Source organism: Mycobacteriales bacterium (assembly GCA_035504215.1).
Classification (GTDB): domain Bacteria; phylum Actinomycetota; class Actinomycetes; order JAFAQI01; family JAFAQI01; genus DATAUK01.
In genome coordinates, this window is sequence record DATJSI010000149.1 from 1 (window position 1) to 14,324 (window position 14,324).

Here is a 14,324-nt window from a genome sequence, read left to right on the forward strand (position 1 = left end):
CGACGCGGGCAAGAAGCTGCTCGCCGGCGACTCGCTCCCGATTCCGCCGAGCGGTACGCCGGTGTCGGAGACCCAGAAGGACGAGGACTTCTTCATCGCCGCCGGCTACGACTACAGCGACGCGCAGCAGCTCGCGACCATGTGGCACGAGACCGACATCACGCAGGTGAAGGCGGAAGCGGGCAAGAAGCTGCTCGACGGCGAGACGCTGCCGATCTCCCCGTGACCCGGCGGCGTCTGCGGGCGGGCCGCACCGCGTAGGGTCGCGGCTCGTGGGCGCCACGCTGCGGCAGCGGATCGGGTTCGAGGTCGAGCTGCTGGCCCCGCGCGGCGCGTCCCGCCGTACGCTCGCCGACGCGCTGGCAGGTCAGGTCGACGGCACGGTCCGCGCGGTCTGGCACGAGGACAGCGAACCCTCGCTGGTCCGCAGCCTCGACGGCCGGTTCCTGCACCTCACCCAGGGGTTCGAGGTGATCCGGCCATCGGGGCTGCCGCTGTGCACGCTCGTCGACGACGTGACGATCGCCGCCGACCTCGACTCCGCAGCCGCCGCACCGCCCGGCTGGCACCGCATCCTGACCGACGACCCACGGTTGCTCCGGCTGCTGGCTCGCTGCAGCGACCCCGCCGGTCCGCTCGACACCGCGCTCGACGAAGTGGCGGCGTTGTGGGGCGTGCTGCCGGAGCAGATCGGCAGCATCTGGCGGGTGGAGTCCGTGGGGACGGTCGCGCTCGCGTTGCCCGCCGGCGGCGAGCGCGAGCGACCGTGCGAGGTGATCACGCCACCACTGTCGAGTGGCCACGAGGCTGCTCTCGCGGAGCTGCTGACCCCGGCCGCCGCGCTCGGCTTCACGGTTCCCGACGAGGCAGCAGTGCACCTGCACGTCGACGCCGCCCCGTTCCGGGCACCGGCTGCGCTTGCGAACGTGATCCGGCTGTTCGCGTGGTGGCGCGAGCCGCTGCACGTCCTGCTCGGCACGAACCCGCGCTGCCGGCGCCTGGCTGCCCTCCCCCACCCCCTCGTCGACGCCGTCGCCGGCAAGCCCACCATCGACGAGCTTCGTACGGCGGCCAAGACCGGCGGCCTGCGCAAGTTCTGCGACGTCAACCTCACTCAACTGCTCCTCGACCACCCCTTCCGCGACACCGTTGAGGTGCGCGTCCTGCCGGGCTCGATCGATGCCACTGACATCGTGGCGCGCGCCGCCATGGTCGAGCGGCTGCTCGACCGCTGCCTCGACCCCACGCCGTACCCCGCACCGCCCGACGACCCCGACGCCGCCCTCGCGCTCCTTCGGGCCGCGGCCGGCGCGTAGCGTCGGGCGGCTCGGCGGGCTACCAGACCGGTTCGACCCAGCGGCGGTGCCCCGCGTCCGGAACCCGGCGCGAAAGATGGCCGTCCCACCACCACGTCTCGCCGGCCGCGTCACGGACCAGCAGGTCGCCGTTGCCGGCAGCGGATACCGCGTCCACTCTGCGAGGCAAGCCGCGCGCGATCACCTTGCCCGCGTCGGCGCCGCGAAGGCTCACCAGGTCGCCGTTGCGCGCGGCGACCAGCTGGCGCTTCCACCAGAACACGAACCCGCGCCGGGTGATCCGCGGCGCCGAGGCGTACGACGAGCCGTAGCCGGCGGTGTCGACCAACCGGGTGCCGTCGATCCGAGCGTGCCGCTTGGAAGCCACGAGGTCGACCGCGAGATGGCGGCTGTCCGGCGCCCACTCGAGGTCGCCCACGCCGAGCCATTTCGACCCGTTGCCGGTGAACACCCGCTCCGAGCGCGTGACGAGATCGATGACGATCAGGCGCTCCGGCCCTTCGCAGCGCCGGCCGGCGGCCGAGTCGCGGGCCAGCGGAGGCCCGTCGACGAGGACGGCCAGCCGCAGGCCGTTCGGGCTGAGTACGGGGGCCGCGGCAACGTCATCGATCCAATGACCGGGAACCGTCGCGATCCTCGCGACCTTGCGCAGGAAGCCGGTCCGGTTCGGCCGCAGGGTGAGTGCGCCGATCCCGGTCGAGCAGGCCCGAGCATCCCGCTCGACATACGCAACCTGCTCGCCGGCATTCGTGGCCAGTCCGTAGGGTCCGTTGTGGCCGAGTCCGGCGCGGCCGGTCACGTGGCCCGTGGTGGCATCGACGAGGCCGAGCCGTGACGGCATCAGCTCGGTGAGGAACGGCTGCGGCGGTCGCGAGGTGTCGATCCGGACGTGCGCCGGGGGCGGATGGCCGGCCGAGGAACTTCCGTGCCAGGTACACCCGGCACAAAGCGCAGCCAAGACCAGCAATCCGGACACCCGCCGCACACCACTCAGACGTCCCGCCCGGCCGCATGGTTGGGCCGAGGTTCGGTCCGCTCAGGTGAGGTTCTTCGCCAGCCAGTCGTTCAACGGCACGGACGCGCGAAGGAAGCCGACGACGCGGTCCTTCGCCTTCGCCGTACCCAACCAGGCGGCGGCCGGCCAGGACTGCCAGCTGACCAGGCCCTTGGCCCGCAACAGCTCCGCGCGCGGATGATCCTTCGGGTAGCCGCGCGGCACCGTCTTCAGCTCGCCGTGCGAAGAGACGTCGATCTTGGCCGCCCGCAACTGGTCGACGATCGCCTGCAGCGGCGCGCCGCTCGCGTCGTCGGCGACCGCGTCCCGGTAGCGGGCCAGCTCCTCGGGCTCGAGGTGCCAGCGGCCGCAGCCCGAGCCGAGACCCTCCGCGGACAGCTGCACGTACCCCCCGCCCGCGAGCACCGCACCGATCGCAGTCTTGTACGGCGTCTTGTCCGCACTGAACCGCACGTCTCGATACGGCCGGAAGATCTTGCCCTCGCCGAACTCCGGTTCGAGCTCGGCGATCAGCTCCTGCATCGGGCGCAGCACGCACTCGTCATACGTCGCCTTGTGCGCTACCCAGTAGGTCTTCGTGTTGTCGGCCTGCAGACCCTCGTAGAACTCGATCGCCTCGACCGGCCAGCCCTTGAACGCCATGAGCGCAGGCTACGACTCGGCGCGGTGACGGACCGCCTCGACGTTGCCATCGGGGGTCACGCTCGAACCCGCCGTAGTACCCGGCTCGTGACCGTGCTCGGGACGAAGGTCCCTGGCCATCCGCGCAGCCGGCCCGGACCCTGGGAGGCGAAGGAGCGTGAGATGACGATCCGCAGGAGCCCCGAGCGGCTTCCGCCCGCCGTGCCGCTCGCGCGGCACGGCTGGGTCCAGGCGGACGCGGTTGTGACGTGCAGCGCCTACCACGCCCGCACCCGGCTCTGGCGGCTACTGAGCGACGCCGCGTCAGGAGACCCGGCCGACGGCCTCGACGTCGAGCTCGTGGTGGGTCCCCGCCGCAGCCGCTCGCTGCACAAGCGGGTTTTGGCGCGGTTGAGCAACCCGCGACCGCGCGGGCCGAGCTACCTCTACGACCTGAAGTGGCACCCGATCGGCTCGCTGGCGAGCGGCTATCCGGCACTGGACGCGCGGCTGGCCATCACCGCCGTCGACGGCACCACGTGCCTGCTGTCGCTCGCCGGTGCCTACCAACCGCCGCTCGGGGTGGTCGGCCACGCGGTCGACGAGTTGGCTCTGCACCGACTGGCGAGCTCGACCGCGAAGGCGATGATCACCCGTCTCGCCGCGCTCGCGACCGCACAGGCCGCGCTCGGCCAGACCCTCGGCTGATCCGGCCGGCCGGTCACGCGGTCCCCGGCCGGCCGGATCCGCGGCGAACTAGGGCCGCACCTCGTAGACCAGGTTGAACGGCGTCTCGGTCGCGCGCCGGAACCTGGTGAACCCGGCATCGGTCATCACGCGACGGATCGCCGCCTCGCCCGCTTGCGCACCGAGCGCGTACCCGCCGTTCTGCGAGAGCGCATTCGGCACGCAGAGCTGGGTCGAGAAGTTGTAGTAGACCCGACCCACCGGGTTGAGGTTGCCGCTGATCGTGTCGGTCGCGAACGGCTCGACCACCAGCCAGGTGCCGTCCGGGGCAATCGCCTCGCGCACGTGCTTAGCGGCCGCGAGCGGGTCGCCCATGTCGTGCAGGCAGTCGAAGGTTGCCACCAGGTCGTAGCCGGATCCACCGAAGGTCGACGCCGTCGCGACCTCGAACTGAACGCGGTCGGCGACGCCCGCGTCCGCGGCGCGCTTGCGAGCCAGCTCGATCGAGCGCTCGTGGTAGTCCGAGCCGGTGAGGCTCGACGCCGGATAGGCCTCCGCGAGCAGGACCGTGGATGCCCCGAGCCCGCAGCCGAGATCCGCCACCCGCGCGCCAGCGGACAGCTTCTCGTGAACGCCGTCGAGCGCGGGAATCCACGACGGCACGAGGTTGGCGATGTAGCCGGGTCGGAAGAACTGCTCGCAGCCGACGAACACGTCCTCGTCGTGCTCGTGCCAGCCGACGCCGTCACCGGTCTTGAAGGCGGCCGCGATCCGCTCGTTCGCCTTCAATGTCCCGAGCGCGAGAACGAACGCGCCGGGTGCATAGACCGCGCCGTCGGGGTTCGCGAGCGCGAACGCCTGCTCCTCGGTCATCGAGTACACGTCCCCCTCGGCGTCGTACTCCACGTAGCCGCCGGCGGCCTGGCCGCGCAGCCACTCACCGATGTAGCGCGGGTTGCAGCCGGTACGCCGAGCCAGCTCGTCCGCGGTTGCCGGCCCGGCGGCCAGCTCCTGGTAGAGCCCGAGCCGATGCCCGATGACGACGTTGCCGGCCGCCGCCGTGGCGCCCAGATCGGTCACGAACCGCCCGAGGAACTCGTGCAGCTTTGCCTCGTCGATCGCCATGTCCTGCCTCCTTGAATCGATGGCCTCGTTGGCGGCACCGATCGTCGAGGGCGGCATTGCACTTCGGTTGCAATGCCGCTGCAATGAGGTCGGCAAGGGTGATCCGAGACGCCGGCAGCGGCGCCGGGGAGGTGAGCGCGATGCGAGCGAGATACCCGGACATCGAGGACTTCATCGAGCGGGACGGGATCAAGGTCGGCTACGAGGTCTTCGGCGCCGGGCTCCCGGCAATCGTGTTCACGCCGATCGACGGCATCGTCGAGTCACGGGCATGGAAAGCGCAGGTGCCGTACCTGGCCCGCAACCATCTCGTCGTCACCATCGATCCACGGGGCAACGGCAGATCCGACCGGCCCACCGAGGCGTCCAGCTTCAACAACCACGAGTTCGTGGCGGACACGATCGCCGTCATGGACGCGATAGGGATCGAGAAGGCAGTGCTGGTGGGGCTGTGTAGCTCGGGCTGGCGGTCGATCCTCACCGCAGTTCAGCATCCCGACCGGGTGGCCGGAATCGTGAGCATCGCCACCTGGGCCCCGTTCCTCACCCAGCCTTTCGACTACCGGGCTGAGACCGACTTCGACGCCGAGCTCGAGGTGTACGAAGGATGGCAGAAGTCCAACCGCCACTACTGGCTGCGCGACTGGCCCGGTTACGCCGAGTTCTTCTTCGGCGAGCTGCTGAGCGAACCGCACTCGACGAAGCAGCTGGAGGACTGCATCGAGTGGGCGATGGGCATCGGCCCCGAAACGATGATCCTGCACGACAGCGCGTGGCCCGGATCGGACTCGGCCGAGCAGACCGAAGCGATCATCCGGCAGGTCGACTGCCCGGTGCTGGCGATCCACGGGCTCGCCGACAGGTGCCAGCCGCTGGCGCGCAGCGAGCGTCTCGCCGAGCTCACCGGAGGCCGGCTGGTGACGCTCGAGGGAGTCGGGCACCTCCCTCAGGTTCGAGAACCGGTCATCGTCAACCACTTGATTCGCGACTTCGTGCGGAGCATCGCGCCACCACCGACCAGCCCACGACTGTGGACCAGGCCGATGACCCGCGAACGACGGGTGCTCATGCTGTCCTCGCCGATCGGCCTCGGCCACTCCCGCCGCGACGTCGCCATCGCCGACGAGCTGCGCCGGCTGCACCCTGACGTCGAGGTGCACTGGCTCGCCCAGCATCCGCTGACCGAGCTGCTCGAACGCCGAGGTGAGCACGTTCACCCGGCGTCGGCGTACCTTGCCAGCGAGTCCGGCCACTTCGAGTCGGAGTCCGCGGAGCATGACCTGCATGCGTTCCAAGCCCTGCGGCGCATGGACGAGATCATGGTCAACAACTTCATGGTCTTCTCGGACCTCGTCGAAGACGAGCAGTACGACGCGTGGATCGGCGACGAGGCGTGGGAGCTCGACTACTTCCTGCACGAGAACCCTGACCTGAAGCGTGCGCCCTATGTCTGGCTCACCGACTTCGTCGGTTGGCTCCCGATGCCGGACGGCGGCGAACGCGAGGCGTTTCTCACCGCCGACTACAACGCCGAGATGGTCGAGCAGATCCAACGCTTCCCACGGTTGCGGGACCGGGCGCTGTTCGTCGGCAACGCGGACGACATCGTGCCCGACGCGTTGGGACCGGCGCTGCCCGGCATCCGCGAATGGACCGAGCAGCACTTCGACTTCGTGGGTTACGTCACCGGGTACGACCCTGCCGACGTGGCCGACACAGCGGCGGTGCGCGCTTCACTCGGATACCGACCTGACGAGCTCGTTTGCATCGTGACGGTCGGCGGCTCGGGCGTCGGCAGCCACCTGCTCCGCCGAGCGATCGCCGCCTTCCCCGACGCCAAGCGCGCCGTACCTGCGTTGCGCATGGTGGTCGTGGCAGGACCCAGGATCGATCCGTCGTCGCTACCGAGCAGTCCTGGCCTGGAGGTGCACTCCTACGTCCACGACCTGTACCGACACCTCGCGGTGTGCGACCTCGCAATCGTGCAAGGCGGGCTCACCACGGCGATGGAGCTGACCACCCACCGGCGGCCGTTCGTGTACGTGCCGCTGCGCAACCACTTCGAGCAGAACTTCCACGTCCGGCAACGCCTGGACCGCTACGGAGCCGGCACCTGCATCGAGTACGACGACGCGACACCGGACCGGCTCGCGGCCGCGATCGCTGACGAGATCGGCAGCGCGCCGTCGTACCGTCCGGTCGAGACGGACGGCGCGGCTCGAGCCGCCGCGAAGATCGCCGAGCTGTTGTAGGAGCGTCCGGTCTCAGCCGGCGACGGCTCCGAGCTCGGTGGTGGCCCGATCCACCACGCGCGGCAAGCCGTGCCGCTCACCCAGGTCGCGGGCCCGCTGCAACAACTGGCCGGCCTCCTTCACCCGCCCGAGTCGCGCAGCCGCACGACCCGCAACGAGCGACGCCTCCGCAACCGTCGCAACCCACGGCACGCGCTCGGCCGCGGCGAGCAGCGGGGTGAGCACGTCGCGGGCACGCTGCGGCTCTTCGTGATCGAGCCAGGCGCGAGCCACCGCGAGGTAGCAGGCGTCCCCGGCGAGGAACGCACTGCCGGGCGGGGCGGTCACCCGGCGGATCAGGGTGTCGGCTTGCTCGAGCACGAGTCGTGAGCCCGTCGCCTCGGCGAGCGGAGCCGATGCGCGCAACAGGTACGCCGCCGCGCCGTCCTGCTGGGCCGCCGCCTGCGCGACCTCGAGGACCTCGATGGCCGACTCGACGGCACCCGCCTCCAGCAAGGTCGCGCCGAGCAGCGCTCCCGAGGACGCCAGCACCCACACGTGCGGGGCATCGCGCGCACGCTCCATCGCGGTACGCCCGAGCTCGAGCGCCGACTGCTCGTCACCGATGAGCCGGCTCAGCCAGCCGAGGTGGGCGAGGTGCCAGGCGGCGTACGCCGGCAGGCCACCACGCTCGGTGATCTCCAGTGCCGCCTCGATCCGCGCCCGCGCGGTGTCCCAGTCCGCGGCCGCGACCGCCGGAAAGGCGGACTCGAACACGGTCCAGCTCAGCCGCAACACGTCGCCACGCCGGCGCAGGATCGGCTCGAGCTCGGCCAGCACATCGCTCAGCTCCTCGACCTCGCCGATGTAGGCCAGCGATGTCTTGCGGCCGTCGAGCGCGGCGGCGAGCGCCTCGTCATCGCCCGACGCGCGGCCCGCGGCTACGGCGAGCATCCCGTGCTCGACCGAGTCCGCGAACCGGAGATCGTTCGCGGCGAGCACCGCCATCCAGGCGCGGAGGTCCGCCTCCATGACGCGGTCGGAGAGCCCGGCCGCGAGCCGCAGCCCGCGCTCCAGGTGGCCGAGGCATTCCGGCACCGGCCGGCCCAGTGCGGTCGGCACCTCGCCGCCCAGTGCGCGCAGCGCTACCGCCTCTAGCCGTTGGTCTCCGACCTCTCGCGCGATCCGCACCGCTTCCTCGATATCCGTGATCGCCGCGGCGAAGTCGGCCTCGGCCGCCAGCGCCTTGGCGCGGCTCAGCCTGGCCCGCGCGGTCACATCGAGCTCGCCCGCCGCTCCGGCGGCGTCCAGGCACCGGTCGAGGAGGGCAATCGCGTCGGCTGCGGCACCCCGTCGAAGTGCCTCCTCGGCGGTCACGAGCCACGCCCGCGCCGCCCGCGACCAGTCCGCAACCGCACTCGCGTGTGACGCGACTGCCTCGGGGCGTGCGGTGAGCAGATCCGCGGCCCGCCGGTGATACGCATCACGAACCGGTTCGGGGGTCGTTGCGTAGAGCACGTCGCGGATCAGGTCGTTGGCGAACTCCCAGTCGCGGCCGGCGACGGTGAGCAGCCTGGCGTCGAGGGCGGCCTCGCAGTCACTGAGCACTGCGCTGAGCGGCCGGTCGAGCAGGCCTGCCACGGTGGGCGTGTCGAAGGACACGCCCAGTACGGCAGCGGCGCGTAACAACTCCTCGATATCGCGACCGCCGCGGCGCACTCTGTCCACCACTGCCGCTTCGAGGGAGTCGGGAATGCCACTGTCACCCGCGGCCAGCGCCCGCAGGATCTCCACGACGTAGAACGCATGCCCGTTGGTACGCCGGTGGATCTCCGCGGCCTGACCGGCGAGGCCGGCTTCACTCGCGAGGCTCGCCACCGCATCAGGTGTGAGCGGTTCGACGTCGATGCGTTCCGCGACCGCGCCGAGCGGCGGCAGAACCGCGTCTGCCTCTTCCACCCGCACCGTGGCGACGACGAGGACGCGGCTGCGCGGCGTGTGGCGTGCAAGGTAGTGGAGCAGCTCGATCGTGGAGCGCCCCGCGTTCTGCAGATCGTCCAAGCTGACCAGCAGCGGTCCGCGGTCGGCCAGCCCGCGCACCATCGCGGCCACGGCTTCGAATGCGCGGCGGCGTTCAACATCGGCGTTGTCCTGATGCGCCGGCGGCGGCCCCAGCACGACCGCCGCATCGGGGATCAGCCGTGACAGCGCCGGCGCGTGGTTGGCGCTGAGCTCGAGCAACCGCGCGGGCGGCATGGCGCGGATGGCCGCGCCGAGCGCCTCGACGAACGGCTGGAGGAACAACGAGCTCTCGGTTGCGTAGCAGCGAGCAGCAAGGACGGTGCCGCCGGTACTTGCCGCGATTCGCGCGAGCTCGTCGACCAGGCTGGTCTTGCCGATACCGGCCTCGCCGACGACCAGGACCAGCTTCGGAGTTCCGGCGGCGGCGACGTTCCAGTCCGCACGGAGCCGGCGCAGCGGCGCCGCCCGGCCGACCAGACCCAGGGTCTCACTCGGCGACCACTCGGGCAGCCGCGATGCACTCGGCGGCGCTGCAGCACTCGAGACCGCCTGCCCCTCGTCGGCGGCCTGCAGTGCGGCCAAGTGCAGCTCACGCGTCTCGCCGGACGGATCGGAGCCGAGCTCGGTGGCGAGCAGCTCGCGCAGCTCGGCGTACGTCGCCAGCGCCCGGCCGCCCTCTCCGGTCGACAGGTAGCCCCGCATCAGGGATCGCCGTGCGCGCTCGTCGTAAGGGTCGGCTTCGACCGCCTCGCGGGCGACCATGATCGCCAGGTCATGCTCGCCGGTCGCGAGCGCGGCGTCGGCCAGCGTCTGCCGGGCGCGGCCGGCGAGTGCGTGCAGCTGGACGCGCGCGGGCTCCGCCCACTCCGCATCGGCTTCGTCCGCAAGCGCCTGTCCCGCCTGCAAGAGGTCCCGCGCGCGGGTCGCTGCAGCCGCCGCAAGCCCCGGCTCGTCGCTCGCCAGCCGCCGGGCCGACTCCTCCACCCAGTGCGCCGCATCATCCAGATCCACGCGCACCGCGGGCGCACCGCCGAGCCGGTAGCCGTCCCGCCCGCCCTCGATCACGTCGGCGCCCAGGGTCCGGCGCAACCGGCTCACCAGCGTGGCGACACTGGCCTGCGGCTGGGCCGGCGGCCGGCCGGCCCACACAACCTCCACGATCCGGTCGACGGTCACCACGCGGTCTCGGTCGACGGCTAGCAGCTTGAGCAGCGCTCGGGCCTTGCGGCTGCCGAGGTCGATCTGGCCGAGCGGCTCGCCGTCGCGCGTGATCGCGAAGCTGCCAACCAGCCGTACGCCGAGCATGAGCACAAGTGTCCGTCGTGCGGGGGCGACGGGAAAGCCCGCAGAGCTGCTGCGGGTCGGGCCGGCGTGCGGTCTAGTACGGGATCTGCAGGTCGGCGACGATCGGGTTGTGGTCCGAGGGGATCACACCTTTGAACTCGCCGTGGGTGAGGTCGATGACCAGTTTCCAGGACTGCACCGCGATGCCGGGGCTGGCGAACACGTAGTCGATGTGGTAGCCGAACGCCGGCGGCTTGCGGAAGTAGCCGTTCGAGCTGTTGTACTTCGCGTTCGTCCGGCTCTGCGCGACGTCGAACGCGTCGTCGATGTGGTCCGCGCGCATGACCTCACTCGGGCCGTCGAACGTGTGGTACTTGTCGGTGTCGCTGTTGAAGTCGCCGGCGTACACGATCGGCAGGCCGAGGTCGGCGTCGTAGGCCTCCGCCTGCGCGACCATGCTCTCGGTCTCGGCCTTGCGGTTCTCGTCGTAGGAGCGGCCGGTGCCCACCTCGAGGTGCGGGGCAACCATCAGGAACTGCGCGCCGGTGCTCGTGTTCTGCAGCACCTGGTAGGCCGCCCAGCGGTCGTTGCCGATGGCCCAGTGGTTGCCGTCGCCGACTGCCTGCATGGTCGAGTTCTTGTAGAGGATGTAGACGCCGGTTCTGAAGTAGCCCTTCTGGGTCGGCGGGACCTCGGTGTACGCGAGGGAGTACTCGCCGCCGAGGTGCTGGACGAGCGAGTCGACCTGACGCGGACCCTTGACGCCGTCCACCCAGGCCGCCGCCTCCTGGATGCTGATCACGTCAGGGTTGACCTGCTTGATCAGCTTCACGACGCCGTTGACGCGCTCGGACCACGGGGCGACGTGACCGCTGCCTTCCTTGCGTCCGTCGTAGTACGCCTCGATCAGGTTGTACGTCATGACGCTGACCGGCGCCTGCGATCCCGTGACCGTCATCGGGATCGGGCTGGTGGGCGTCGACGGGGTCGTGCCGTTGAGCGCACGGACGGTGAAGTAGTAGGCACCCGGCGTCAAGCCGTACGGCGTGAACAGCGTGTCCGTGCCGACCGTCGTGAAGACGGTCGGGTCGGTCATCGACGTGGTCGTGGCGGCCTGGATCTCGTAGCCGGTCGCCGGCCCGCTCTGCCAGGTCAGCGAGTTCGCCGCACCGTTCGTCGAGACCGCGATCTCGTTCGGGGTTGCGGGGCGCAGGCCGACCGAACCGATCAGTGGCGACCAACGATGGTGGGAACCGTTGATTGCCTCGAGCCGGTAGTAATACGGCTGCGCCGCGTAGGGCAGGCCGTGCACCGTGACCACCGGGTTGGACGCCAGCGCCGACCGGTGCGCCGACTTGACCCGCAGGACGTTCAGGTCGCTCTTCGTGGTCGAGGCGTAGACCCGGTAGTGACTCGCACCCGTGGTCGGCTTCAGCGCGACGGTGAACGAGGACGAGGAGATGTTCACCACGTGGATGCCGCGCGGCGTGGTCATCTTGTTGGGACCGGCAGCGGACGCGAAACCGGGCGCCGAAAGGCAGCATGCGGCGACGATGCCCGCAACGCTTACCGTCGCCAGCCGCGTTTTCCTCGCCGTCACACCCATTTGGTCGGATTCGCCCGGGCATCGATCGATCGACCATCCGGCCCATCGTGACGGGTAATCCGGCTTATCCGGGCAGGGCCGTCCGTCGGGATCCGCTCGCCAGGCCGCTCAGTAGGGGACCGAGAGCGTGGCCAGCACGGGGTTGTGGTCGGACGGGATTACTCCGACCAGGTGACCGTGGGCGAGCCTCATCACGAGCCGCCACGACTTGACCGTGACCCGCCGGGACGCGAACACGTAGTCGATGTCGTCGCCGGCGCGGGGCGGACGACGCTCGTACTGGTTTGCAGAGTTGTAGCTGGCCCGCGTGCGGGACTTCGCCACCTTCAACGCGTTCGTGAAGTCGGCCTGGCGCATGGCGATCGCCGGGCCGTTGAACGCATGGTGGCCGTCCGAGTCGCTGTTGAAGTCACCGGCGTAGATCACCGGGACGTGATGGGCGCGCGCGAACCGGCCGGCCTTGTGCAGCAGCGTCTTGGTCTCCTGCTCGCGTCGCCGGTCGTTCGGCGCGCCGTTGCCGACGAGGAGATGGGTCGAGACGAACAGGAACCGCGCATGGGTACGGCGGTTCTCGAGCAGCTGGTAGGCGGCCCAGCGCCGGTTGCCGAGCGCCCAGTGCCACGAGTGGCCGTAGGCGCGGTACTCGGCCTTCTTGTAGAGGATGTAGACGCCGGTGCGGAAGTAGTGCGGCAGGTTCGGGGAGCGCTCGGTGTGAGCGAGGGCATAGACCCCGCCGAGGGCTGCCCGCAGCGAGTCGACCTGGCGCTTGCCCCGCGGCCGCCCGACCCAGTCGCAGCCTTCCTGGATCGCGATGACATCCGGGTCGGCGCGCCGGATCAGGGCGGCGGCGGCAGGCTTGCGCTCCGACCACGGCGCGACCACACCCGAGCCTTCGTGGTGGCCATCGGCGCTGAGCTCGAGGATGTTGTAGGTCATCACCCGAACCAGCTGGTGACCGGTGCGTGCGGCGGCGACCGCAGGACGTGAGAGCGCCGCCCCGGGCTGAACCGGAACCAGCGCCGATGCGAGCACGGTGAACGCGGCGAGCGCGGCCAAGGCGCAGCCGGCCGCCGACGTGCGAACCGGTCGCGTGAAACTCGGTCGCGCGCACCTCATCGAGGGCCACCGGTACCCGCCACCCACGGATCTAACCCTCGAAAACCGGAAAAATCTTGATTCCGGCGTTCGGTCCGCTGGTGCCAAAAGGGGCGATACGCGACCATTGGGCCACAAGGGACGTCCCTGGTCGTTCGGGCCGCAGCCGTCATCGCGTCAACCGGTCACCGCGCCGGGGTGAACCAGCGCGCGATCCGGGTCGACGCGAACTCCTGCTTGTCCCGAACCAACCCTGCCGACGGGCCTTCGAGTGCTCCTACCGGCGTCTCTCCTCGGCGGAAGGTGACATCGACCTTCGCCACCGCGTCGTGGCCGAACTCGAGGTAGCAGATCCCGCGGCCGTCGTACGTGGCGGGCGACGCCTCACCCCGCAGCCGGGCCGCAATCGCCGCGGCCACCACTCGGGCCTGCCCTTCGGCGAAGACACCGGCTTTCGGGGTGCCGATGCTCGTCACGTCGCCGACCGCGTACACATCGGGATACCGCGTTTGCAGGGTCAGGGGGTCGACCGGAATCCAGCCGTCCTCGGCGAGACCCGAGGACAGTACGACGGCCGGCGCACGATGCACGGGCACGCCGAGGAACAGGTCGTAGTCCATCTCGTCGCCGCCGTCGAAGTACGCCACTTTTCGATCCGGCTCCAGACCGCGCACCAGCTTGCTCGGATGCCAGTCGATCCCACGTTCGGCAAAGGTCGTGAGCAATGCCTCCGACGCCGCGGGTGAAGGCGGGATCGGGACCCCGAGCGGCATCACCAGCGACACGCGCGAGGACGACCGGATGCCCCGAAGATTCAGCAGGTCGTTCACGAGAAGCGCCGTCTCACTCGGCGCCGGCGGGCACTTGAACGGCGTCGAGGTGACGCCGATCATGACGTGACCGCCCTCGAACTCCTCGAGCACCTCCCGCAGTGCGAACGCACCGGCCACGGTGTAGAACTCGTGCCCGCCCTCGAGCAACCCGGGCGTCGCGGCCGGGTGCAGGTCGGCACCCAAGGCGATCACCACGATGTCGGCATCGAAATCGCCCTCGTCGGTCGTCACCTGTTTCGCGACCGGGTCGATGGCCCTGATCGTCGACCGTACGAAGCGCACTCCTGGCTTCACGAGGTCGGCGTACCGATGCAGAACCTGCTCGGCCGACGCGCGGCCGAACATGACATCCAGCTTGGAGAAGCCGAACACAAAGCCGTCGGACTTGTCGATCAGCACGAGATCGAGCGCGTCGCCGAACTCCTCGGACAACAAGGTCGTCAACTCGAGGCCGCCGAAACCGGCACCGAGCACGACCACTCGCATGGA

General features: G+C 70.3%; 11 protein-coding genes. 4 read left to right on the plus strand and 7 right to left on the minus strand.

Annotation, left to right across the window (positions count from 1 at the left end):
- Together VME70_16900 and VME70_16905 are read left to right on the plus strand one after the other, a co-directional pair.
- Positions 1 to 226 (plus strand): hypothetical protein (locus tag VME70_16900; GenBank protein ID HTW21874.1); only part of this gene is annotated, 226 nt, incomplete at its 5' end.
- A 46-nt stretch (positions 227 to 272) separates the two neighbouring features.
- A complete protein-coding gene (locus VME70_16905; protein HTW21875.1) occupies positions 273 to 1,316 on the plus strand; it encodes an amidoligase family protein in 1,044 nt (347 codons plus the stop codon).
- Positions 1,317 to 1,335: 19 nt separating this feature from the next.
- Here the strand turns inward: VME70_16905 and VME70_16910 are convergent, their stop codons facing one another.
- Positions 1,336 to 2,292 (minus strand): hypothetical protein, encoded by a 957-nt coding sequence (locus tag VME70_16910; GenBank protein ID HTW21876.1) that lies wholly within the window; start codon positions 2,290 to 2,292, stop codon positions 1,336 to 1,338.
- Between the two features lie 60 nt (positions 2,293 to 2,352).
- The gene (locus VME70_16915; protein ID HTW21877.1) at positions 2,353 to 2,973 is read right to left on the minus strand and encodes a DUF2461 domain-containing protein; all 621 of its coding nucleotides are present in this window, start codon (positions 2,971 to 2,973) and stop codon (positions 2,353 to 2,355) included.
- A gap of 162 nt (positions 2,974 to 3,135) precedes the next feature.
- Here VME70_16915 and VME70_16920 point away from each other — a divergent pair, with 162 nt between their 5' ends.
- Positions 3,136 to 3,660: a hypothetical protein gene (locus VME70_16920; protein ID HTW21878.1), complete on the plus strand. Its 525-nt coding sequence runs from the start codon at positions 3,136 to 3,138 to the stop codon at positions 3,658 to 3,660.
- A gap of 48 nt (positions 3,661 to 3,708) precedes the next feature.
- On the opposite strand, the gene VME70_16925 is transcribed toward VME70_16920, so the two are convergent.
- Positions 3,709 to 4,764: a class I SAM-dependent methyltransferase gene (locus VME70_16925; GenBank protein HTW21879.1), complete on the minus strand. Its 1,056-nt coding sequence runs from the start codon at positions 4,762 to 4,764 to the stop codon at positions 3,709 to 3,711.
- Between the two features lie 140 nt (positions 4,765 to 4,904).
- Between VME70_16925 and VME70_16930 the strand changes: the two genes are divergently transcribed.
- Positions 4,905 to 7,016: an alpha/beta fold hydrolase gene (locus tag VME70_16930; GenBank protein HTW21880.1), complete on the plus strand. Its 2,112-nt coding sequence runs from the start codon at positions 4,905 to 4,907 to the stop codon at positions 7,014 to 7,016.
- Between the two features lie 12 nt (positions 7,017 to 7,028).
- On the opposite strand, the gene VME70_16935 is transcribed toward VME70_16930, so the two are convergent.
- From VME70_16935 to VME70_16950, 4 genes are all read right to left on the minus strand, one after another.
- Positions 7,029 to 10,322, minus strand: coding sequence for an AAA family ATPase (locus VME70_16935; GenBank protein HTW21881.1), 3,294 nt, complete (start codon positions 10,320 to 10,322; stop codon positions 7,029 to 7,031).
- A 73-nt stretch (positions 10,323 to 10,395) separates the two neighbouring features.
- Positions 10,396 to 11,796: an endonuclease/exonuclease/phosphatase family protein gene (locus tag VME70_16940; GenBank protein ID HTW21882.1), complete on the minus strand. Its 1,401-nt coding sequence runs from the start codon at positions 11,794 to 11,796 to the stop codon at positions 10,396 to 10,398.
- Between the two features lie 219 nt (positions 11,797 to 12,015).
- On the minus strand, positions 12,016 to 12,963 hold the full coding sequence (locus tag VME70_16945; GenBank protein HTW21883.1) for an endonuclease/exonuclease/phosphatase family protein: 948 nt from the start codon (positions 12,961 to 12,963) through the stop codon (positions 12,016 to 12,018).
- Between the two features lie 224 nt (positions 12,964 to 13,187).
- Positions 13,188 to 14,321 carry an FAD/NAD(P)-binding oxidoreductase gene (locus VME70_16950; protein HTW21884.1) on the minus strand — a complete coding sequence of 378 codons (1,134 nt, stop codon included), beginning with the start codon at positions 14,319 to 14,321 and terminating at the stop codon, positions 13,188 to 13,190.
- Positions 14,322 to 14,324 lie beyond the last annotated feature (3 nt).

What these genes read in the sequence shown, in the direction of transcription:
- VME70_16920 (HTW21878.1), top strand. Translation starts at nt 3,136, where the DNA reads ATGACGATCCGCAGGAGCCCCGAGCGGCTTCCGCCCGCCGTGCCGCTC.
- VME70_16925 (HTW21879.1), bottom strand. Translation starts at nt 4,764, where the DNA reads ATGGCGATCGACGAGGCAAAGCTGCACGAGTTCCTCGGGCGGTTCGTG.
- VME70_16935 (HTW21881.1), bottom strand. Translation starts at nt 10,322, where the DNA reads ATGCTCGGCGTACGGCTGGTTGGCAGCTTCGCGATCACGCGCGACGGC.
- VME70_16930 (HTW21880.1), top strand. Translation starts at nt 4,905, where the DNA reads ATGCGAGCGAGATACCCGGACATCGAGGACTTCATCGAGCGGGACGGG.
- VME70_16915 (HTW21877.1), bottom strand. Translation starts at nt 2,973, where the DNA reads ATGGCGTTCAAGGGCTGGCCGGTCGAGGCGATCGAGTTCTACGAGGGT.
- VME70_16940 (HTW21882.1), bottom strand. Translation starts at nt 11,796, where the DNA reads ATGACCACGCCGCGCGGCATCCACGTGGTGAACATCTCCTCGTCCTCG.
- VME70_16950 (HTW21884.1), bottom strand. Translation starts at nt 14,321, where the DNA reads ATGCGAGTGGTCGTGCTCGGTGCCGGTTTCGGCGGCCTCGAGTTGACG.